The following is a 19,001-nucleotide window of genomic DNA, read 5'->3' as shown; positions in this document are numbered from 1 at the left end:
GCCCGCCGTTTGCGTATCACGGCACTCACATCGACGTGTCGCTAAGTGATTTGAAAGCCGTCGCGAGGCGCATAGGTAATAGAAGGTGGAGGGTCGCCCATGCTTCGCTTGGCCTTCGGAATCGCCGTGAGCTGCCTTTTCCTGTCGCCGGCGCGGGCGGCCGAGCCGCAGTATGCGATCTTCGCCGGCGGCTGTTTCTGGTGTGTCGAGAGCGACTTCGACGACGTGGCCGGCGTTCTCGAGACGATTTCCGGCTATGCCGGCGGCAAGAGCGAGAATCCGACCTACGAAAACTATGCGAAGGGCGGACACCGCGAGGTGGTGCGGATCAAGTTCGATCCCGACAAGATCTCCTATGCGGATCTCGTCGGGGTGCTGTTCCACACGACGGACCCGACCGATGGCGGCGGCCAGTTCTGCGATCGCGGCTTCTCCTACACGACGGCGATCCACGCGCTCACCGAGCAGCAGGCGATGCAGGCCAAGGCCGAGAAGATCAAGGCCGAGGCCGAACTCGGCAGGCCGATCGTCACGCCCGTCGAAGGAGCCTCGAAGTTCTGGCCCGCCGAGGACTATCATCAGGATTTCGCGGGGCGGAATCCGATCCGCTACTGGTACTATCGCAACGGCTGCGGCCGAAACCGGGCAGTCGAAGCGCTTTGGGGCGAACGCGCCTATGCCGGTGTCAGCCACTGAGCCCAACATTCCGTCTCCGGACGAATGGTCAGAACCGCTTTTCTGCGCCCGATCTCAATCGTTTCCATCGTGCAACAGCCAAGACCGAAATGCGACGCCTTGATCTCACAGGTGGATTTGCTGTAATTCGGCCTTTATTATCGCATTGCATCATGGTTCGCGGACAATATCGGGGGTAAACACATGCGGGTTTTTCATGCGGCGGCGGGGCTTGTTATTGTGCTTGCGCTGACCGGATGCCAGCGGACATCCTTTGGTGGCTTCGGTTCTCAGGATGTTTCTGCCGCGCCTGCCCCGTTGCAAGCGCAGCCGGTGCCGTCGGTCTCGTCGGGCCAGCTCCCGGATCCGACGACCAACACCTCGCAATTCCCGAGCGCTCCGACGGGCGGCACGCCGGCACCCGGCGCGCCGGGGGGCACGCAAGTGGCCGCCGCCACCGGCGGCCTCGACGTGACGAAGGAATCGATGGTCGGCAATTGGCGGGTTTCGAGCGCCGGCAGTTCTTGCGACATGTTCCTGACGCTGACCAATCTCGGAAGCGGCTCGCGCGGCGGTACCCGCGGCTGCGCCGGCGAACTGACGACGATGGGATCCTGGGAGGTGGCCGGCAAGCAGGTCGTGCTCAAGGATCGCAACGGTACCCCGATCGCCCGCCTTTACAAGACCGCCGATTCACGCTTCGACGGCTCTACCAATGGCGGCCAGCCGGTTAGCCTCAGCCGTTGACCTACTCTCCGGTCCGGCTTTCCTGCCGGACCTCGTTACGGCCTGTTGTCGGGGTGGGGCTTCCGCCTGCAGCCTTAAGTCTCACCTTTCAAAACAGCCCCTGGTCCATCCAGGTGCATCGTGCTCAATCCTGACGACAGCATTCTCCACAAGCTCGAGGCGCTCGTTGCGGCCGGGGAGCGGCAGCGTGACCCGGCTCAATTTGCGATAGCAAGGCGGCTCGACCATCTGACGGCGGAGCTGCTTGCCAGCCGGCCGTCGCGCAAAGCCAATGCGCTCGGCTGGCTGTTCGCCGCCCGCAAGAAGGACCACCCGCCGGTCAAGGGCCTCTACATCCATGGCGGCGTCGGCCGTGGCAAGACCATGCTGATGGACATGTTCTTCGGCGCGGTGCCGATACAGCGCAAGCGGCGCGCCCATTTCCACGAGTTCATGGCGGATGTGCACGAGCGCATCTACAAGCACCGGCAGAAGCTCAAGAACGGCGAGACCAAGCAGGCCGATCCGATACCGCCGGTCGCTTCGGAGCTCTTCGCCGAGGCACGGCTCCTGTGTTTCGACGAGTTCTCGGTCACCGATATTGCCGATGCGATGATCCTCGGGCGCCTCTTTGGCGAGCTCTTCGCCAAGGGCTGCGTTCTCGTGGCGACCTCGAACGTGGAGCCGTCCGAGCTTTATCGCGACGGCCTCAACCGCGGTCTCTTTCTGCCTTTCATCGACCTCCTGAAGGCCAGCACGGAAATCATCTCGCTCGACACGGATACCGACTATCGCCTGCGCAAGACGGACGGGCATCCCGTCTGGCTGTCGCCGCTCGGATCGGATGCGGAAGCCGCAATGGATCGCGCCTGGTATGTCGAGACCGGCGGCGCGCCCGTCACCTCGACGGAGATCGGACGAAAGGGGCGGAAGATCCGTGTGCCGGCCGCCGTCGGTCATTGCGCCCGCTTTTCCTTCGCCGATCTCTGCGCGCAGCCGCTCGGCGCGGCCGACTATCTCGCCATCCTGTCGCAGTACAGGACGGTCTTCGTCGACCGCGTTCCGCATCTCGGTCCGCATATGCGCAATGAAACGAAGCGCTTCATCATCCTGGTCGACGCGCTCTACGACCAGGGTGCCCGCCTCTTCGCCTCGGCCGTCGCCGAACCGGAACGGCTACTGATCGCCAAGAAGGGTACCGAGGGGTTCGAATTCGACCGCACGGTTTCACGCCTCATCGAGATGCAGAGCGAAGAATATGCCGCCCAACATGCTGAAAATACGGCGTTTCAGTGACGCAACAGTGACAGAAAATCTTACCTTTACGTAAGAATTTTATGTTCTAACCGATTGAATTTGCTTCGCCAAAAAGTATCGATTGATATTTTACCATTTGCCGTTTAAGGGCTTTCGCGAAGGTTTGGCGTTTGCCGCGTTTCAGGCCTCGATCATGGATCACAAAGGAAGCACATTCATGGCGCGCAACAAGATCGCACTTATTGGTTCAGGGATGATTGGTGGCACGCTGGCGCATCTCGCCGGCCTGAAGGAACTGGGCGATATCGTCCTGTTCGACATTGCCGACGGCGTCCCCCAGGGTAAGGGCCTCGACATCGCCCAGTCCTCGCCGGTCGAAGGTTTCGACGCATCGCTGACGGGCGCCAGCGACTATGCGGCGATCGAAGGCGCCGACGTCTGCATCGTCACCGCCGGCGTCCCGCGCAAGCCCGGCATGAGCCGCGACGACCTGCTCGGCATCAATCTGAAGGTCATGGAACAGGTCGGCGCCGGCATCAAGAAATATGCTCCGAACGCCTTCGTCATCTGCATCACCAACCCGCTCGACGCCATGGTCTGGGCGCTGCAGAAGTTCTCCGGCCTGCCGAAGAACAAGGTTGTGGGCATGGCAGGCGTGCTCGACTCCTCGCGCTTCCGTCTCTTCCTCGCCCAGGAATTCAACGTTTCGGTCCAGGACGTCACCGCCTTCGTTCTCGGCGGCCATGGCGACACGATGGTGCCGCTCGCCCGCTATTCGACCGTCGCCGGCATTCCGCTGACCGATCTTGTCCAGATGGGTTGGGTCACCAAGGAACGCCTCGAAGAAATCATCCAGCGCACCCGTGACGGCGGCGCGGAGATCGTCGGCCTTCTCAAGACCGGCTCGGCCTATTACGCTCCGGCGGCTTCCGCGATCGAGATGGCTGAAGCCTACCTCAAGGACAAGAAGCGCGTGCTTCCCTGCGCGGCGCATCTCTCCGGCCAGTACGGCGTCAAGGACATGTATGTCGGCGTGCCGACGGTCATCGGCGCCGGCGGCGTCGAGCGCATCATCGAGATCGACCTCAACAAGGGCGAGAAGGAAGCCTTCGACAAGTCGGTCGGTGCCGTGGCCGGCCTTTGCGAAGCCTGCATCGGCATTGCGCCCAGCCTGAAGTAACCGCCGCCGGGCCAATCAGACAGGCCAATCAGACAGGAAAGAACTCATGAACATCCATGAATATCAGGCCAAGGCTCTGCTGAAGAGCTACGGCGCGCCGGTCGCGGAAGGTGTCGCGATCTTCTCCGCCGACGAAGCCGAAGCGGCCGCGAAAAAGCTGCCGGGACCGCTTTACGTCGTGAAGAGCCAGATCCATGCCGGCGGCCGCGGCAAGGGCAAGTTCAAGGAACTCGGGCCCGATGCCAAGGGCGGCGTGCGGCTGGCGAAATCGGTCGACGAGGTCGTTGCCAATGCCAAGGATATGCTCGGCAATACGCTGGTGACCAAGCAGACCGGCCCGGCCGGCAAGCAGGTCAACCGCCTCTATATCGAGGACGGCGCCGACATCGACCGCGAACTCTATCTCTCGATCCTCGTCGATCGCTCCGTCGGCCAGGTTGCCTTCGTGGTTTCGACCGAGGGCGGCATGGATATCGAGGCAGTTGCCGAGCATACGCCGGAAAAGATCGTCACCGTTGCGATCGATCCCAATAAGGGCGTCACCGCTGACGACCTGAAGGCGCTGGCCGATGCGCTGAAGCTCGAAGGCGAAGCGCGCGCCGACGCCGAAAAACTCTTCCCGATCCTCTACAAGGCCTTCGTCGAGAAGGACATGAGCCTGCTCGAGGTCAACCCGCTGATCGTCATGAAGAACGGCCGCATGCGCGTCCTCGATGCCAAGGTGTCCTTCGACGGCAATGCGCTCTTCCGCCACGAGGACGTCGTCGCGCTGCGCGACACGACCGAAGAAGACGAGAAGGAAATCGAAGCGTCGAAGCACGACCTCGCCTATGTCGCCCTCGACGGCAATATCGGCTGCATGGTCAACGGCGCCGGCCTTGCCATGGCGACGATGGACATCATCAAGCTCTACGGCGCCGAGCCGGCGAACTTCCTCGATGTCGGCGGCGGCGCTTCCAAGGAGAAGGTCACCCACGCCTTCAAGATCATCACCGCCGATCCGGCCGTGAAGGGCATCCTGGTCAACATCTTCGGCGGCATCATGAAGTGCGACGTCATCGCCGAAGGCGTGCTTGCTGCGGTCAAGGAAGTCGGCCTCAAGGTGCCGCTCGTCGTCCGCCTCGAAGGCACCAATGTCGAACTCGGCAAGAAGATCATCAATGAATCGGGCCTCAACGTCATCTCCGCCGATGATCTGGACGATGCCGCCCAGAAGATCGTTGCAGCCGTCAAGGGAGCCTGAGGTTTCATGTCCATCCTGATCAACAAAGACACCAAGGTTCTCGTCCAGGGCCTGACCGGCAAGACCGGCACCTTCCATACCGAACAGGCGCTTGCCTATAACGGCACGAAGATGATCGGCGGCATCCACCCGAAGAAGGGCGGCGAGACCTGGACCGGTTCCAAGGGCGAGCAACTGCCGATCTTCGCGACGGTTGCCGAGGGCCGTGAGGCGACCGGCGCCAATGCTTCGGTCATCTATGTTCCGCCGGCCGGTGCCGCGGCGGCGATCATCGAGGCGATCGACGCGGAAATTCCGCTGATCGTCTGCATCACCGAGGGCATTCCGGTCGCCGACATGGTCAAGGTCAAGGCGCGGCTCGAGAAGTCGACTTCGCGCCTCATCGGCCCGAACTGCCCGGGCGTGCTGACCCCGAACGAATGCAAGATCGGCATCATGCCGGGCAACATCTTCCGCAAGGGCTCGGTCGGCGTGCTGTCGCGCTCCGGCACGCTCACCTACGAGGCGGTGTTCCAGACCACCAATGAGGGTCTCGGCCAGACGACCGCTGTCGGCATCGGCGGCGACCCGGTGAAGGGCACCGAATTCATCGACGTCCTGGAAATGTTCCTCGCCGACGACGAGACCAAGTCGATCATCATGATCGGCGAGATCGGCGGCTCGGCGGAAGAGGATGCGGCGCAGTTCCTCAAGGACGAAGCCAAGCGCGGCCGCAAGAAGCCGATGGTCGGCTTCATCGCCGGCCGCACGGCGCCTCCCGGCCGCACCATGGGCCATGCCGGTGCCGTCATCTCCGGCGGCAAGGGCGGCGCGGAAGACAAGATCGCGGCGATGGAATCGGCCGGCATCCGCGTCTCGCCGTCGCCGGCCCGCCTCGGCAAGACCCTCGTCGAAGTCCTGAAGGGCTGACGAACTTTCTCGGGGCGGCTCCGGTGCCGCCCCGATAGAGCCACGAATGACACGATGATGAAGCGTCGGGCGGGACGAAGGTGGCGAAGCGCCGCATCCGCTCCAACCGACGCAAGCCGGGACGGATGTCCGACCTTTCGAAGGCCATCCTGATCCGGACTTCAGGCAAACATGACCGGACAATCCGGCGACCCAACTTAGAGTCAGGAGGCGGACGCAAGTCCGCGAGAGACCATGACAAGGCAAGAGGCCAACGAGCAATTCCAGCTCACTTCGTTTCTGGACGGCGCCAACGCCGCCTATATCGAGCAGCTCTATGCGCGCTATGAAGCGGACCCGTCGTCCGTTTCGGCCGAATGGCAGTCCTTCTTCAAGGCACTTGCCGACAGGCCCGAAGATGTGGTGAAGGCAGCCAAGGGAGCCTCCTGGAAGAAGAAGAACTGGCCGATCGCCGCCAATGGCGAACTCGTCTCCGCGCTCGACGGCGATTGGGGCACCGTCGAAAAGGTCGTCGAGAAGAAGGTCAAGGCGAAGGCGGAGGAAGCCGCTGCCGCGACCGGCGTGCCGGTCAGCGAGGCCGAGGTTCATCAATCGACGCGCGATTCCGTCCGCGCCATCATGATGATCCGCGCCTATCGCATGCGCGGCCACCTGCATGCCAAGCTCGACCCGTTGGGCCTCGCCGATCCGGTCGAGGATTACGACGAGCTCGCACCGAAAACCTATGGTTTCGAAGAGAAGGACTACGACCGCAAGATCTTCATCGACAACGTGCTTGGGCTCGAATACGCGACCGTGCGCGAAATGGTCGAAATCCTCGAGCGAACCTATTGCTCGACGATGGGCGTCGAATTCATGCATATGTCCAACCCTGAGGAGAAGGCCTGGATCCAGGAGCGGATCGAGGGACCGGACAAGGGCGTCGAATTCACGCCTGAGGGCAAGCGGGCAATCCTGCAGAAGCTGATCGAGGCGGAAGGCTTCGAGCAGTTCATCGACGTCAAGTACAAGGGCACCAAGCGCTTCGGCCTCGACGGCGGCGAGTCGCTCATTCCGGCGCTCGAACAGCTCATCAAGCGCGGCGGCCAGCTCGGTCTCAAGGAGATCGTTCTCGGCATGGCCCATCGCGGCCGCCTCAACGTCCTCTCCCAAGTCATGGCCAAGCCGCACCGCGCCATCTTCCACGAGTTCAAGGGCGGCTCCTATGCGCCGGACGACGTCGAAGGCTCGGGCGACGTCAAGTACCACCTCGGCGCTTCCTCCGACCGCGAATTCGACGGCAACAAGGTGCACCTGTCGCTGACGGCGAACCCGTCGCATCTGGAGATCGTCAACCCGGTCGTCATGGGCAAGGCGCGCGCCAAGCAGGACCAGATGGCGACCGTGTTCGAGGGCGACATCATTCCGCTGCGCGAACGCGTCAAGGTCATGCCGCTGCTGCTGCATGGCGACGCGGCCTTCGCCGGCCAGGGCGTCATCGCAGAAATCCTCGGTCTCTCCGGTTTGCGCGGCCACCGCGTTGCCGGTACCGTGCACTTCATCATCAATAACCAGATCGGCTTCACCACGAACCCGGCCTTCTCTCGGTCCTCGCCCTATCCTTCGGACGTGGCGAAGATGATCGAAGCGCCGATCTTCCACGTGAATGGCGATGACCCGGAAGCCGTGGTCTACGCGGCCAAGGTTGCGACTGAGTTCCGGATGAAGTTCCACAAGCCGGTCGTCGTCGACATGTTCTGCTATCGCCGCTTCGGCCACAACGAGGGCGACGAGCCGGCGTTCACCCAGCCGAAGATGTACAAGGCCATTCGCGCCCACAAGACGGTCGTCCAGGTCTATTCGGAAAGGCTGGTCGCCGAAGGACTCATGAACGACGGCGAGGTCGAGAAGATGAAGGCCGACTGGCGCGCTCGTCTCGAGCAGGAGTTCGAGGCCGGCCAGTCCTACAAGCCGAACAAGGCCGATTGGCTCGACGGTGCCTGGTCGGGCCTGCGCACCGCCGACAACCAGGATGAGCAGCGCCGCGGCCGGACCTCGGTGCCGATGAAGCAGCTGAAGGAAGTCGGCCGCAAGATCTCCGAGATCCCGGCTGGCTTCAGCGCGCATCGCACCATCCAGCGCTTCATGGAGAACCGCGCCAACATGGTCCAGACCGGCGAGGGTATCGACTGGGCGATGGCGGAAGCGCTCGCCTTCGGAACGCTCGTCACCGAGGGCACGAAGATCCGCCTATCGGGCCAGGACTGCGAGCGCGGCACGTTCTCGCAGCGCCACTCGGTCCTCTACGATCAGGAGACCGAGGAACGCTACATTCCGCTCGCCAACCTGTCGCCTACCCAGGCGCGCTACGAGGTCATCAACTCGATGCTCTCGGAAGAGGCGGTGCTCGGCTTCGAATACGGCTATTCGCTTGCCCGTCCGAACGCGCTGACGCTGTGGGAAGCCCAGTTCGGCGACTTCGCCAACGGCGCTCAGGTGGTTTTCGACCAGTTCATCTCGTCCGGCGAGCGCAAGTGGCTGCGCATGTCCGGCCTCGTCTGCCTGCTGCCGCACGGCTATGAAGGCCAGGGACCGGAGCACTCCTCCGCGCGTCTCGAACGGTTTCTGCAGCTCTGCGCGGAAGACAACATGCAGGTCGCCAACGTCACGACGCCGGCAAACTACTTCCACATCCTGCGCCGCCAGGTGAAGCGCGACTTCCGCAAGCCGCTGATCCTGATGACGCCGAAATCGCTGCTGCGCCACAAGCGGGCGGTCTCCAGCCTGTCGGAAATGGCCGGCGAGAGCTCCTTCCACCGGCTGCTGTGGGACGACGCCGAGGTCATCAAGGACGGCCCGATCAAGCTGCAGAAGGATTCGAAGATCCGTCGCGTCGTGATGTGCTCGGGCAAGGTCTATTACGATCTTCTCGAAGAGCGCGAGAAGCGCGGCATCGACGACATCTATCTGCTCCGCGTCGAGCAGCTCTACCCGTTCCCGGCGAAAGCGCTCATCAATGAGCTCAGCCGCTTCCGCCACGCGGAGATGGTCTGGTGCCAGGAAGAGCCGAAGAACATGGGCGCCTGGTCGTTCATCGACCCCTACCTCGAATGGGTTCTTGCCCATATCGACGCCAAGTATCAGCGGGTGCGCTACACCGGCCGTCCGGCCGCCGCTTCCCCGGCGACGGGCCTGATGTCCAAGCACATGGCGCAGCTCAACGCCTTCCTCGAGGATGCGCTGGGGGGCTGATCAAGTCCCTCGCCGCCTGCCAATCGACAGAAACAGATATCTGATCAACGGAACAAAAATCATGGCAACAGAAATCCGCGTTCCTACCCTCGGCGAATCCGTCAGCGAAGCGACCGTCGGGACCTGGTTCAAGAAGGTCGGCGATGCGATCAAGGCCGACGAACCGATCCTCGAGCTCGAGACCGACAAGGTGACGATCGAAGTGCCGGCGCCGTCCGCCGGCACGCTCAGCGAAATCGTCGCGCAGGCGGGTGAGACCGTCGGTCTCGGCGCGTTGCTCGGCCAGATCGCCGAAGGCGCGGGTGCCGCCGCAGCCGCTCCGGCGCCGGCCGAGAAGAAGGCCGAGCCCGCTGCCGCTGCTCCCGCCGCGAAGCCGGCAGCCGCCGCACCGCAGGCTCAGTCCTCCATGCCGCCGGCTCCGGCGGCCGCCAAGCTCATCGCCGAAAACAATCTTTCCGCCGACCAGCTCGACGGTTCCGGCAAGCGCGGCCAGGTGCTGAAGGGCGATGTGCTCGCCGCTGTCGTCAAGGGAATTTCGGCGCCCGCAGCCGCCGAACCGGCCAAGATCCAGGCCCGTGCGCCGGCGCCGGCAGAAGACGCCGTCCGCGAAGAGCGCGTCAAGATGACCCGCCTGCGTCAGACGATCGCCCGGCGTCTCAAGGACGCGCAGAACACCGCCGCGATGCTCACCACCTACAACGAGGTGGACATGAGCGCCGTCATGAGCCTGCGAAACAGGTACAAGGACATCTTCGAGAAGAAGCACGGCGTGAAGCTCGGCTTCATGGGCTTCTTCACCAAGGCCGTCACGCATGCTCTGAAGGAGCTGCCGGCTGTCAACGCCGAGATCGACGGCACCGACATCATCTACAAGAACTTCTGCCATGTCGGCGTGGCCGTCGGCACCGACAAGGGCCTTGTCGTGCCAGTCGTGCGGGATGCCGACCAGATGTCGATTGCCGAAATCGAGAAGGAAATCGGCCGTCTCGGCAAGGCGGCACGCGACGGAACGCTGTCGATGGCCGACATGCAGGGCGGCACCTTCACCATCTCCAACGGTGGCGTCTACGGTTCGCTGATGTCCTCGCCGATCCTCAATGCGCCGCAGTCGGGCATCCTCGGCATGCACAAGATCCAGGACCGCCCGGTCGCGATCGGCGGCCAGGTTGTCATCCGTCCGATGATGTATCTGGCGCTCTCCTACGATCACCGCATCGTCGATGGCAAGGAAGCCGTGACCTTCCTGGTGCGCGTCAAGGACAGCCTCGAGGATCCGGAACGTCTGGTGCTCGACCTCTAAGCCAAGGCGGGGGCGTGAGCCCCCGTTTCGTTCCCGCCGCGCGCAACCGTCGATGCGGCCCGCTCGACAGCGATGAAGCAGGAGGCTAGTGTCTGCAAAGCACGCTATGCGCGCATTCAGGCTCTTGCGGCTTCATCTTGATCTTCAACGCACCGGTGGCAACCATGAGCGCTTACCTGATCGAACTCGCATCGCTGATGGCGATCTTTTCCTTCGCCATCGTCTCGCCCGGAGCGGATCTCGCCATGGTGATGCGCCAGTCGCTTGTGAACGGCCGGCGGGCGGCGATCATCACCTCTTTCGGCATCGGCGCGTCGCTGATGTTCCATGTCAGCTATACCGTTCTCGGCCTGGGGCTGATCATTTCGCAATCGATCTACCTCTTCAACATCGTCAAATGGTGCGGTGTCGCTTACCTGATCTATATTGGTGTCAAGGCGCTCAGGGCCGGACAGACTGAGATTACCGTAGAGCAGACCGACGATGCCGGGGCGCGTGGGAGCCAGTCGGCGTTGAAGGCCTTCGCGCTTGGCTTCGCCGCCAATGCGCTCAACCCGAAAGCGGTTTTCTTCTTCCTGTCGATCTTCTCTACGGTTGTCGGGGCGCACACGCCGTTGCTCGTGAAGTTTGGCTACGGCCTTGTCATGGCGAGCGCTCTCATCCTCTGGTTCGTCGGCGTCAGCCTGTTCATGACGACGCCACGGATGCGGGCCACCTTCACGCGGGCGAGCAAGTGGATCGACCGGACCAGCGGCCTCGTCTTCATTGCGCTCGGCCTGAAGCTCGCGACCGAAAAGGCTGCCTGAAGATGTCCGGCCGGACAGCCATCCTTGCTTCCTTGGCGCTGGCACTGGCCGCTCTCCCGGCGCTTGCCGAGGACTGCAAGCAGGTCCAGGCGATCTATGCCGATCCGGCCGGTGGCTATGAGCTGCGCTTCGAGCCGGTCGGATCGGAAGCGGCGGTCACCAGCAATCATTTCAAGATCAGCGTCGCGGGCACCGGAGTGTCGCTCGACGGCGTCGTATTGCCTTCCGGGGAACCGGAACGGCCGAACGGGATCGTCATGCACGATTGTCCGACGGGGGACGTGACGGGCGCCGAACTGACGGCTTGCACCGTATGGCAGGGCCCGATCTATGCCGTCGATAGCGCTGGCACGATCGGCTTGCTTCAGGCCGAGGATGCACCAGCTGCCCGGCAGATCCTGCTCCCGGATTTCGGCCCGTCGCTGCGCCAGTCGAGCGCCTGGGGCAACGGCAAGGCCTCGTCCGACAGTTCCGACGTCTTCGCGTTCAAAGGATGCGCCGGATGAGTGGCGGGCGTGTCCTTCTCGTCACCGGCGGCAGCCGCGGCATCGGCGCCGCCGTCTGCCTAGCCGCGGCATCGGAAGGCTGGCAAGTGGCGGTCAACTATGCCTCCAACCGACAGGCGGCCGACGATGTCGTTCGTCAAATCGCCGGGGCAGGCGGCTCGGCGATCGCCATCCAGGGCGATGTCGGCTCCGAGGATGGGGTGAAGGCGATCTTTTCGGCGGTCGACGCCGCCTTCGGCCGGCTCGACGGTTTGGTCAACAATGCCGGCATTATCGGGTCGCCGCAGCGGATCGATGACATCGCGACGGAGCGGCTGGAACGGATGTTCCGCGTCAATGTGACCGGCGCGATCCGTTGCGCGGCGGAAGCCGTGCTGCGGATGTCGACGCGGCACGGCGGAGAGGGCGGCTCGATTGTCAATCTCTCCTCCGTCGCGGCCGTGCTGGGCGCGCCGGGTCAATATGTCGACTATGCCGCCACGAAAGGCGCGATCGACAGCTTCACCGTCGGTCTCGCACGCGAAGTGGCGTCCGAGGGAATCCGTGTGAATGCCGTTCGCCCCGGCATCATCGACACGGATATTCATGCGTCCGGCGGCTTGCCGGATCGGGCCCGCGACATGGCGCCGTCGATCCCGATGCAGCGCCCCGGCACGGCCGGCGAATTGGCCGACGCAATTCTCTATCTCCTGTCGGATAAGGCGGCTTATGTGACGGGAGCCATCCTCAATGTCAGCGGCGGGCGATGACCGCCCTTTCAACAAGCCTCCCAGAAGGATTATCACATGGCTTATGATCTCATCGTTATCGGTAGCGGCCCCGGCGGCTATGTCTGCGCCATCAAGGCGGCGCAGCTGGGCATGAAGGTTGCGGTTGTCGAGAAGCGCAGCACCTATGGCGGCACCTGCCTCAATGTCGGCTGCATTCCTTCCAAGGCGCTGCTGCATGCCTCCGAGATGTTCCATCACGCCGCGCATGGCCTCGATGCGCTGGGCGTCGAGGTCGCAAGCCCGAAACTCAATCTCCAGAAAATGCTGGCCCACAAGGACGCCACCGTTAAGGCCAATGTCGATGGCGTGTCGTTCCTCTTCAAGAAGAACAAGATCGATGGCTTCCAGGGTACCGGCAAGGTGCTTGGCCAAGGCAAGGTCTCCGTCACCAACGACAAGGGCGAGGAACAGGTTCTCGAAGCCAGGAACGTCGTCATCGCCACCGGCTCGGATGTCGCCGGCATTCCGGGCGTCGAGCTCGAGTTCGACGAGAAGGTGATCATCTCCTCGACCGGCGCTCTCGAGCTGGAGAAGGTCCCGGCCAGCATGATCGTCGTCGGCGGCGGCGTCATCGGCCTCGAGCTCGGCTCGGTCTGGGCGCGTCTCGGCGCCAAGGTAACTGTTGTCGAGTTCCTCGACACGATCCTTGGCGGCATGGACGGCGAGATCGCCAAGCAGCTCCAGCGGATGCTGGCGAAGCAGGGCATCGACATCAAGCTCGGTGCCAAGGTGACCGGCGTCGTGAAGTCGGAAAACGCTGCGAGGGTGACCTTCGAGCCGGTCAAGGGCGGCGAAGCAACGACCCTCGATGCGGAGGTCGTGCTGGTCGCGACGGGCCGCAAGCCCTGCACCGAAGGCATGGGTCTCGCCAAGGCCGGTGTCGTGCTCGACGCGCGCGGCCGGGTCGAGATCGACCGTCACTTCCAGACGAGCATCGCCGGCGTCTACGCGATCGGTGATGTGGTGCGCGGGCCGATGCTCGCTCACAAGGCCGAGGACGAGGGCGTGGCCGTGGCGGAAATCATCGCCGGACAGGCCGGCCATGTGAACTACGATGTCATTCCGGGTGTCGTCTACACCCAGCCGGAGGTCGCTTCCGTTGGCAAGACAGAAGAGGAACTGAAGGCGGCCGGCGTCGCCTACAAGGTCGGCAAATTCCCGTTCACCGCCAATGGCCGTGCCCGCGCCATGCTCCAGGCCGACGGGTTCGTGAAGATCCTCGCCGACAAGGAGACCGACCGGGTGCTCGGCGGCCATATCATCGGCTTCGGCGCCGGCGAGATGATCCACGAGATCGCCGTCCTGATGGAGTTCGGTGGATCGTCCGAGGATCTCGGCCGCACCTGCCACGCGCATCCGACCATGTCGGAGGCGGTCAAGGAAGCAGCGCTTGCGACCTTCTTCAAGCCGATCCACATGTGATCGGTCCCGTGTGACAATTGGCGCGGGGGCTGCGACAAGCGGCCCCCTGCCTTCAGTCGTCATCCGGCGCAATCATGAACGCTCCACCCTCAGACCGCCGCCGGAGCCAACCGGCGATAGCGAAAGGACGCGTTCATGAAACCTCGCAGCGTTGCCGCCCGCTTGCCCAACGCCTGCCTGCCCGGGGCTGACTGGGCGGACTGCTATGAGCTTCTCTTTCTCGGCGAACGCATGACGGCGCATGAAGCGGCACGGCGGGCGCTTGGAAGCGCACCGCGCTGGATTCGCAGCCTCCTGGCCTTGCGCAATCGCGTCGTTGCGCCGCTCGGCCTCAAGGCCGGCGCCCCGTCCGGAGATGTCAGCCTCGTCGGTGCCTTCCCGATCCTCAGCGGCAGCGATCGAGAGATGGTCCTCGGCCTCGACGACCGGCATCTGGATTTCCGGATCGTCGTGGAGGTGCACGACGGGCCGGCCGACAGCCAGGTGATCGGCGTCACGACGCTGGTGCGCCGCAGGAACCTGTTCGGCTATTTCTATCTCGCCGCGATCACGCCCTTTCACAAGGCGATCGTTCCGGCCTTGCTCGCTCAAGTCAACGAACCGGCGCGCCGGCCGGTCAGTTGACCGGCGTGAGGGTGAAGCCCTGCTGGCGCAGGAGTTCGACAAGTCCTTCCTTGCCCGGCAAGTGCAGCGCGCCGACAGCCATGAAGACGTTGCCCTGTTTCAGGATGGGTTCAGCCCTCACCGACATGATCCGGTTGCGATCGATGATGATTCGCTGCTCGAAATCGGCGTAGCCGAGATCGCCGGGCGAGATCTTTTCGGCCACCGACCGCATCATCGGCATGATCATGCCGGTGTCGCCGGCGAGATAGAGGTCGGTCATCGTCGCCAGCACGTCGTCGATCGTCTTGCCGAGCGCGAGCGTGTCGATCAGCGCCCTTAGATGCCACTCGACGGGAAGCGAATCCATCGCGGAAAGCTGCTCGACCAGGCTTTCCAGTCCCTTCAGCGTCTTGCCCTGGCTCACTGCATCCTCGGCGAGCTTCTTGTCGAGGAACGATGCGCCCGCAGCCTTGCGGCTGAATTCGCAGGCCGGCAGGGCGACGAAGCTGGCGATCATCCAGGGCTTCATCTTGGCGACCAGCGGCAGGGGAATGCCGCGCGCCTTGAGGCCGTTTTCGAGAAGTGCTCGGTCCTTCGGCTCCAGGAAATCGTTAATCGTCCGGTTGTCGGCGAACATGGTGAGATCGGGGCGCATCATGATGGCGGCGCTCGCCTTTCTCTCGTCGATGATCTCGTCGGATTCGACGACGACGGTCCGCGATCCGGCATAGGCTTCCGCGCCGCCGGCGGGCATGGCCAGCACGCGCGGATCGGTCACATGCATGGTGCCGAGCAGGAAGGACGGCGCCAATCCTTGCCCTTCGATCCTCCAGAGCAGGCCCTTGCCGTTCGGTACGGCATCCGCCTCGCGGCGTATCGCCGCCAGACGGGCCGGATCGGACCGCTCGAGACCTGCGAGGATATTGCTGCCACCGCAGTCGTCGCCTTCCGCGGCCTCGGCCTCCGAGACGGAGAGCAAGGCTGCGAGGAGGCTTGCGGCCAACAGCACGTGCATGAGTGCGATCAGCCACGACAGGCCGTCGGCCGCCTTGGCCGCGAAATCGCGAACGGGTCTGGTCATCGTCATCATGAGTGTGACACTAAGCCCCCTCCGTCACAGCTTCCTTAACGCGCTTGGTTAACGCGCGAGCCTGGCGATTGTAGAGCCGGATGAAAAAAAGCGTGAGCGTTTTTGGATCTTGCCCCTTTTAGGCGCGCGGATGGGCTCGATCATAGATTTCCAGCAGCCGTGCCGAATCGACGCCGGTATAGACCTGCGTCGTCGAGAGACTGGCATGGCCGAGCAGTTCCTGGATGGTGCGGAGATCTCCGCCGCCGGCGAGCAGATGAGTCGCGAAGGAATGGCGCAGCGCATGCGGCGTCGCCGAATCGGGAAGGCCAAGGGCAGAGCGCAGCTTCTGCATCTCGCGCTGGATGATCGCCGGCTGCAGCTTGGCGCCGCGAGCGCCGCGGAAGAGCGGCTCTCCAGAGCCAATATGATAGGGGCAGAGTTTCCGGTAAGTCGCCACCGCCTCCATCGCCGCGGCGATCAGCGGGACGATCCGGGTCTTGCCGCCCTTGCCGGTGACGCGCAGCGACGCCGCCCCTGAAAAATCGTCGGGCGTCAGGTCGAGCGCTTCCGATATGCGCAATCCGCAGCCGTAGAGGAGGGTGAGCACGGCCGCGTTGCGGGCGACGATCCACGGCTCCTCGGCAAGCTGCGCATCCGCCGTCACGACCTTCAGGGCATCCCGATCGGTCAAGGGCTTCGGCAGCGACTTCGGCTGTTTCGGCGAGCGCACGGCACCGGCGCCGGCGGCGTTGGCAAGGCCGTTTTTCTCGAGGTAGCGCAGGAATGAGCGCAGCCCCGCAAGCCCGCGCCCAAGCGTGCGCGCGCCGGCGCCGGCCTTGCGGCGCTGGGCGAGAAAGCCGCGCAGATCGGCCGGCCTGAGCGTGCGGATATCTGCGAGCCGGGGCGGTCCGGCGAGATGCCCGGTTAGAAAGGCCAGGAATTGCCGCGTGTCCCGCTCATAGGCCTCGATCGTCTTGTCGGCCAGGCGGCGTTCTTCGGCAAGGTTTGCAAGCCACCGCTGACGCTCCGCCATCACCTCGGGATGGCCTATCACTAGAAGTTCGTTCATTGTCGGTCCGACGATCGCTCTTTGACTGTTTTCCATTGCCGAGCATGCCGCCGGGCCCTTATGTTTTCGCTAACATCCTCTTGGAATTTGTCATTCTTCGATCATATTGAATTGCGATCTTCGGTCAGCAACGGCGGATGGGACCATGGCGAGACGTGATTCGGCGAGCGCGCTGGCGCATTTTGCAGAGGCAGTTGCGCTGGTCTCGCAGGGGCGGCCCGGTCATATCGTCGACACGCTGATCGCCGAGCGCGGCCAGAAGATCGTTCGCCATCCTCTGTGGCCGGTGATGCGGCCCTTTCTCCACACCTTGCTCAACTACCGCAAGGCGATCGAGTTCGCCAATTCCGTCGCCAATATGCCGGGCTTCCAGGCTTTCGAACACTTGAGCTCGCTGCTCGATCTCGACATCCGCGTCGACAAGGCGGAGCGGATTCCGGCACGAGGTGGATTTCTCCTCGTCAGCAACCACCCGACCGGCATCGCCGACGGCATTGCGGTTTTCGATCTCTTGAAGAGCCGCCGCCCCGACATGATGTTCTTCGCCAATCGCGACGCCATCCGCGTCAATCCACGTTTCGTCGAGATGGTCATCCCCGTCGAATGGCGCGAGGAATACAAGAGCAAGCTCAAGGCGCGCGAGACTTTGCAGGTCACCAACCGGGCGATTGAGGAAGGTAAGGCAACCGTGCTCTTTCCGTCCGGTCGCATCGCCTACTGGGCCGATGGGCGCCTCAATGAACGCCCCTGGAAAAGCTCTGCCGTCGGCTTTGCCCGCAAGTACAACCTGCCGATCCTGCCGGTGCATATGAGCGCGCGCAATTCCGGACTGTTCTATTGGTTCGCCAAATGGTCGACGGAACTGCGCGACATGACGGTGTTCCATGAGCTCCTGAACAAGAAGGGCGACCTTTTCGATTTTCGCGTCGGCAATCTCATCCCTCCGGAGGCGCTTGATGGCGACCCGATGGAAGTGACCCGCTCCCTCGAGCGCCATACGGTCCTCGAGCTTGCGCGCGATAGCGACGCCGTTTTCAACGCACTGCCCCATTTTGGCTAAGCCGATTATGCAGTTTTCTGCCCGCGCTTCTGCCGAAGAAACGAAAATCGGGACCTGATGGTTCTGTGGCGCCGCCGATCGGCTAAGACTTGTCCATGCTTGCTGCGCTCGATGCTTGCCGAGAACTACCGTTCGCTGCGATCGATCCGCATGGATCTGACCGGGGTCAACCTCTTCATCGGCGAGAACGGCGTCGGCAAATCCAACCTTTACCGCGCGCTGCAGCTCGTCCAATCGGCCGTGCGCGGAAAGCTTGCCTATGAGATCGCCAAGGAGGGCGGCATGTCCTCGGCGGATGACGAGGAAGTATAGCTCGCCGGCTGCCCACTTCGCTATTTGGAAGAAATCCAAAAGTCCGGTGAAATGACAAAAGGGCCCCGCGTCTTTGCGAGGCCCTGTAATACAGTGCGCGAGCTCGGTGTCGATCAGCCGATCTTCTGGCCGGTCTTGGCCCAGTCGGCGAGGAACATTTCCAGGCCCTTGTCGGTCAGCGGGTGCTTGACCAGCGCCTTCAGCGTGGCCGGCGGGGCAGTGACCACGTCGGCGCCGATCAGGGCGGCTTCCTTGACGTGGTTGACGGTGCGGATCGAGGCGGCAAGGATTTCCGTCTCGTAGCCGTAGTTGTCGAAGATGTGGCGGATTTCGCGGATCAGGTCCATGCCGTCGACGGCAATGTCGTCGAGGCGGCCGATGAAGGGCGAAACGAAGGTCGCGCCGGCCTTCGCGGCGAGCAGCGCCTGGTTGGCGGAGAAGCAAAGGGTGACGTTGGTGTGGTGGCCGTCCGAGGTCAGCGCCTTGCAGGCCTTCAAGCCGTCAAGCGTCAGCGGCAGCTTGATGCAGATATTGTCGGCGATCTTCGCAAGAGCAGCCGCTTCCTTCATCATCTCGCTGTATTCGGTTGCCGTGACTTCGGCCGAAACCGGGCCTTCGACGATCGAGCAGATTTCCTTGGTGACTTCGACGATGTCGCGGCCCGACTTCAGGATCAGCGACGGGTTGGTGGTGACGCCGTCGAGCAGGCCGAGATCGTTCAGTTCCCGGATTTCCTTCACATCGGCGGTATCAACGAAAAATTTCATGGGAGTCTTCCTCTGGCACTAAGCCGTTCAGGCGCCTCTCCGCTCACGGGAAAATCCACGGCGGAAATCGCGCGCGTTGAAACTCGGGTG

General features: G+C 63.3%; 17 protein-coding genes and 1 pseudogene. 15 read left to right on the top strand and 3 right to left on the bottom strand.

Annotated elements, in window-relative coordinates; translation table 11 throughout:
- The first annotated feature begins 99 nt into the window (after positions 1-99).
- From msrA to USDA257_RS27170, 13 genes are all read left to right on the top strand, one after another.
- Positions 100-696 (top strand): peptide-methionine (S)-S-oxide reductase MsrA, encoded by a 597-nt coding sequence (gene msrA, locus USDA257_RS27230; protein ID WP_014766209.1) that lies wholly within the window; start codon positions 100-102, stop codon positions 694-696.
- Between the two features lie 183 nt (positions 697-879).
- Entirely contained in the window at positions 880-1,422 is a 543-nt protein-coding gene (locus tag USDA257_RS27225; protein ID WP_014766208.1) for a protease inhibitor Inh/omp19 family protein, read from the top strand.
- A 120-nt stretch (positions 1,423-1,542) separates the two neighbouring features.
- Entirely contained in the window at positions 1,543-2,697 is a 1,155-nt protein-coding gene (gene zapE / locus USDA257_RS27220) for a cell division protein ZapE (RefSeq protein ID WP_014766207.1), read from the top strand.
- Between the two features lie 178 nt (positions 2,698-2,875).
- The gene (gene mdh, locus USDA257_RS27215) at positions 2,876-3,838 is read left to right on the top strand and encodes a malate dehydrogenase (protein ID WP_014766206.1); all 963 of its coding nucleotides are present in this window, start codon (positions 2,876-2,878) and stop codon (positions 3,836-3,838) included.
- Positions 3,839-3,884: 46 nt separating this feature from the next.
- Entirely contained in the window at positions 3,885-5,081 is a 1,197-nt protein-coding gene (gene sucC / locus USDA257_RS27210; RefSeq protein ID WP_014766205.1) for an ADP-forming succinate--CoA ligase subunit beta, read from the top strand.
- A gap of 6 nt (positions 5,082-5,087) precedes the next feature.
- Positions 5,088-5,990, top strand: a complete 903-nt coding sequence (sucD, locus tag USDA257_RS27205) for a succinate--CoA ligase subunit alpha (protein WP_014766204.1) — start codon at positions 5,088-5,090, stop codon at positions 5,988-5,990.
- Positions 5,991-6,224: 234 nt separating this feature from the next.
- Complete coding sequence (locus tag USDA257_RS27200) at positions 6,225-9,221, top strand: 2-oxoglutarate dehydrogenase E1 component (protein ID WP_014766203.1); 2,997 nt, start codon at positions 6,225-6,227, stop codon at positions 9,219-9,221.
- Positions 9,222-9,282: 61 nt separating this feature from the next.
- Positions 9,283-10,521, top strand: coding sequence for a 2-oxoglutarate dehydrogenase complex dihydrolipoyllysine-residue succinyltransferase (gene odhB, locus USDA257_RS27195; protein ID WP_041414718.1), 1,239 nt, complete (start codon positions 9,283-9,285; stop codon positions 10,519-10,521).
- A 164-nt stretch (positions 10,522-10,685) separates the two neighbouring features.
- On the top strand, positions 10,686-11,327 hold the full coding sequence (locus USDA257_RS27190; protein WP_014766201.1) for a LysE family transporter: 642 nt from the start codon (positions 10,686-10,688) through the stop codon (positions 11,325-11,327).
- Positions 11,328-11,329: 2 nt separating this feature from the next.
- Complete coding sequence (locus USDA257_RS27185; protein WP_014766200.1) at positions 11,330-11,833, top strand: hypothetical protein; 504 nt, start codon at positions 11,330-11,332, stop codon at positions 11,831-11,833.
- A complete protein-coding gene (locus USDA257_RS27180) occupies positions 11,830-12,582 on the top strand; it encodes an SDR family oxidoreductase (RefSeq protein WP_014766199.1) in 753 nt (250 codons plus the stop codon). Before USDA257_RS27185 ends, USDA257_RS27180 begins: the two co-directional genes overlap by 4 nt.
- A gap of 36 nt (positions 12,583-12,618) precedes the next feature.
- Entirely contained in the window at positions 12,619-14,025 is a 1,407-nt protein-coding gene (gene lpdA, locus USDA257_RS27175) for a dihydrolipoyl dehydrogenase (protein ID WP_014766198.1), read from the top strand.
- 135 nt (positions 14,026-14,160) lie between these two features.
- Positions 14,161-14,649: a DUF2867 domain-containing protein gene (locus tag USDA257_RS27170; RefSeq protein ID WP_014766197.1), complete on the top strand. Its 489-nt coding sequence runs from the start codon at positions 14,161-14,163 to the stop codon at positions 14,647-14,649.
- Here the strand turns inward: USDA257_RS27170 and USDA257_RS27165 are convergent.
- Together USDA257_RS27165 and USDA257_RS27160 are read right to left on the bottom strand one after the other, a co-directional pair.
- Positions 14,642-15,721: a TraB/GumN family protein gene (locus USDA257_RS27165; protein WP_014766196.1), complete on the bottom strand. Its 1,080-nt coding sequence runs from the start codon at positions 15,719-15,721 to the stop codon at positions 14,642-14,644. The two genes, USDA257_RS27170 and USDA257_RS27165, sit on opposite strands and share 8 nt — an antisense overlap.
- A gap of 118 nt (positions 15,722-15,839) precedes the next feature.
- A complete protein-coding gene (locus USDA257_RS27160; protein ID WP_041415654.1) occupies positions 15,840-16,772 on the bottom strand; it encodes a tyrosine recombinase XerC in 933 nt (310 codons plus the stop codon).
- A 145-nt stretch (positions 16,773-16,917) separates the two neighbouring features.
- Between USDA257_RS27160 and USDA257_RS27155 the strand changes: the two genes are divergently transcribed.
- Positions 16,918-17,832 carry a GNAT family N-acetyltransferase gene (locus tag USDA257_RS27155; RefSeq protein WP_014766194.1) on the top strand — a complete coding sequence of 305 codons (915 nt, stop codon included), beginning with the start codon at positions 16,918-16,920 and terminating at the stop codon, positions 17,830-17,832.
- A 57-nt stretch (positions 17,833-17,889) separates the two neighbouring features.
- Positions 17,890-18,126, top strand: a pseudogene (locus USDA257_RS27150) (AAA family ATPase); the annotation flags it as partial.
- A gap of 131 nt (positions 18,127-18,257) precedes the next feature.
- Here USDA257_RS27150 and fsa read toward each other — a convergent pair.
- Complete coding sequence (fsa, locus tag USDA257_RS27145) at positions 18,258-18,911, bottom strand: fructose-6-phosphate aldolase (RefSeq protein WP_014766192.1); 654 nt, start codon at positions 18,909-18,911, stop codon at positions 18,258-18,260.
- Between the last annotated feature and the right edge of the window lie 90 nt (positions 18,912-19,001).

Origin of the sequence: Sinorhizobium fredii USDA 257 (genome assembly GCF_000265205.3) — a bacterium.
In the GTDB taxonomy this organism is placed as follows: Bacteria; Pseudomonadota; Alphaproteobacteria; order Rhizobiales; family Rhizobiaceae; genus Sinorhizobium; species Sinorhizobium fredii_B.
This window is presented reverse-complemented; position numbering and strand designations above follow the sequence as displayed.

Bases quoted from the DNA above. Each gene is read 5' to 3' on its own strand.
- USDA257_RS27165 (WP_014766196.1), bottom strand. From the start codon at position 15,721: ATGATGACGATGACCAGACCCGTTCGCGATTTCGCGGCCAAGGCGGCC.
- USDA257_RS27185 (WP_014766200.1), top strand. From the start codon at position 11,330: ATGTCCGGCCGGACAGCCATCCTTGCTTCCTTGGCGCTGGCACTGGCC.
- fsa (WP_014766192.1), bottom strand. From the start codon at position 18,911: ATGAAATTTTTCGTTGATACCGCCGATGTGAAGGAAATCCGGGAACTG.
- USDA257_RS27155 (WP_014766194.1), top strand. From the start codon at position 16,918: ATGGCGAGACGTGATTCGGCGAGCGCGCTGGCGCATTTTGCAGAGGCA.
- sucD (WP_014766204.1), top strand. From the start codon at position 5,088: ATGTCCATCCTGATCAACAAAGACACCAAGGTTCTCGTCCAGGGCCTG.
- odhB (WP_041414718.1), top strand. From the start codon at position 9,283: ATGGCAACAGAAATCCGCGTTCCTACCCTCGGCGAATCCGTCAGCGAA.
- sucC (WP_014766205.1), top strand. From the start codon at position 3,885: ATGAACATCCATGAATATCAGGCCAAGGCTCTGCTGAAGAGCTACGGC.
- USDA257_RS27200 (WP_014766203.1), top strand. From the start codon at position 6,225: ATGACAAGGCAAGAGGCCAACGAGCAATTCCAGCTCACTTCGTTTCTG.
- USDA257_RS27160 (WP_041415654.1), bottom strand. From the start codon at position 16,772: ATGAACGAACTTCTAGTGATAGGCCATCCCGAGGTGATGGCGGAGCGT.
- USDA257_RS27225 (WP_014766208.1), top strand. From the start codon at position 880: ATGCGGGTTTTTCATGCGGCGGCGGGGCTTGTTATTGTGCTTGCGCTG.
- USDA257_RS27190 (WP_014766201.1), top strand. From the start codon at position 10,686: ATGAGCGCTTACCTGATCGAACTCGCATCGCTGATGGCGATCTTTTCC.
- lpdA (WP_014766198.1), top strand. From the start codon at position 12,619: ATGGCTTATGATCTCATCGTTATCGGTAGCGGCCCCGGCGGCTATGTC.
- mdh (WP_014766206.1), top strand. From the start codon at position 2,876: ATGGCGCGCAACAAGATCGCACTTATTGGTTCAGGGATGATTGGTGGC.
- USDA257_RS27170 (WP_014766197.1), top strand. From the start codon at position 14,161: ATGAAACCTCGCAGCGTTGCCGCCCGCTTGCCCAACGCCTGCCTGCCC.
- msrA (WP_014766209.1), top strand. From the start codon at position 100: ATGCTTCGCTTGGCCTTCGGAATCGCCGTGAGCTGCCTTTTCCTGTCG.
- USDA257_RS27180 (WP_014766199.1), top strand. From the start codon at position 11,830: ATGAGTGGCGGGCGTGTCCTTCTCGTCACCGGCGGCAGCCGCGGCATC.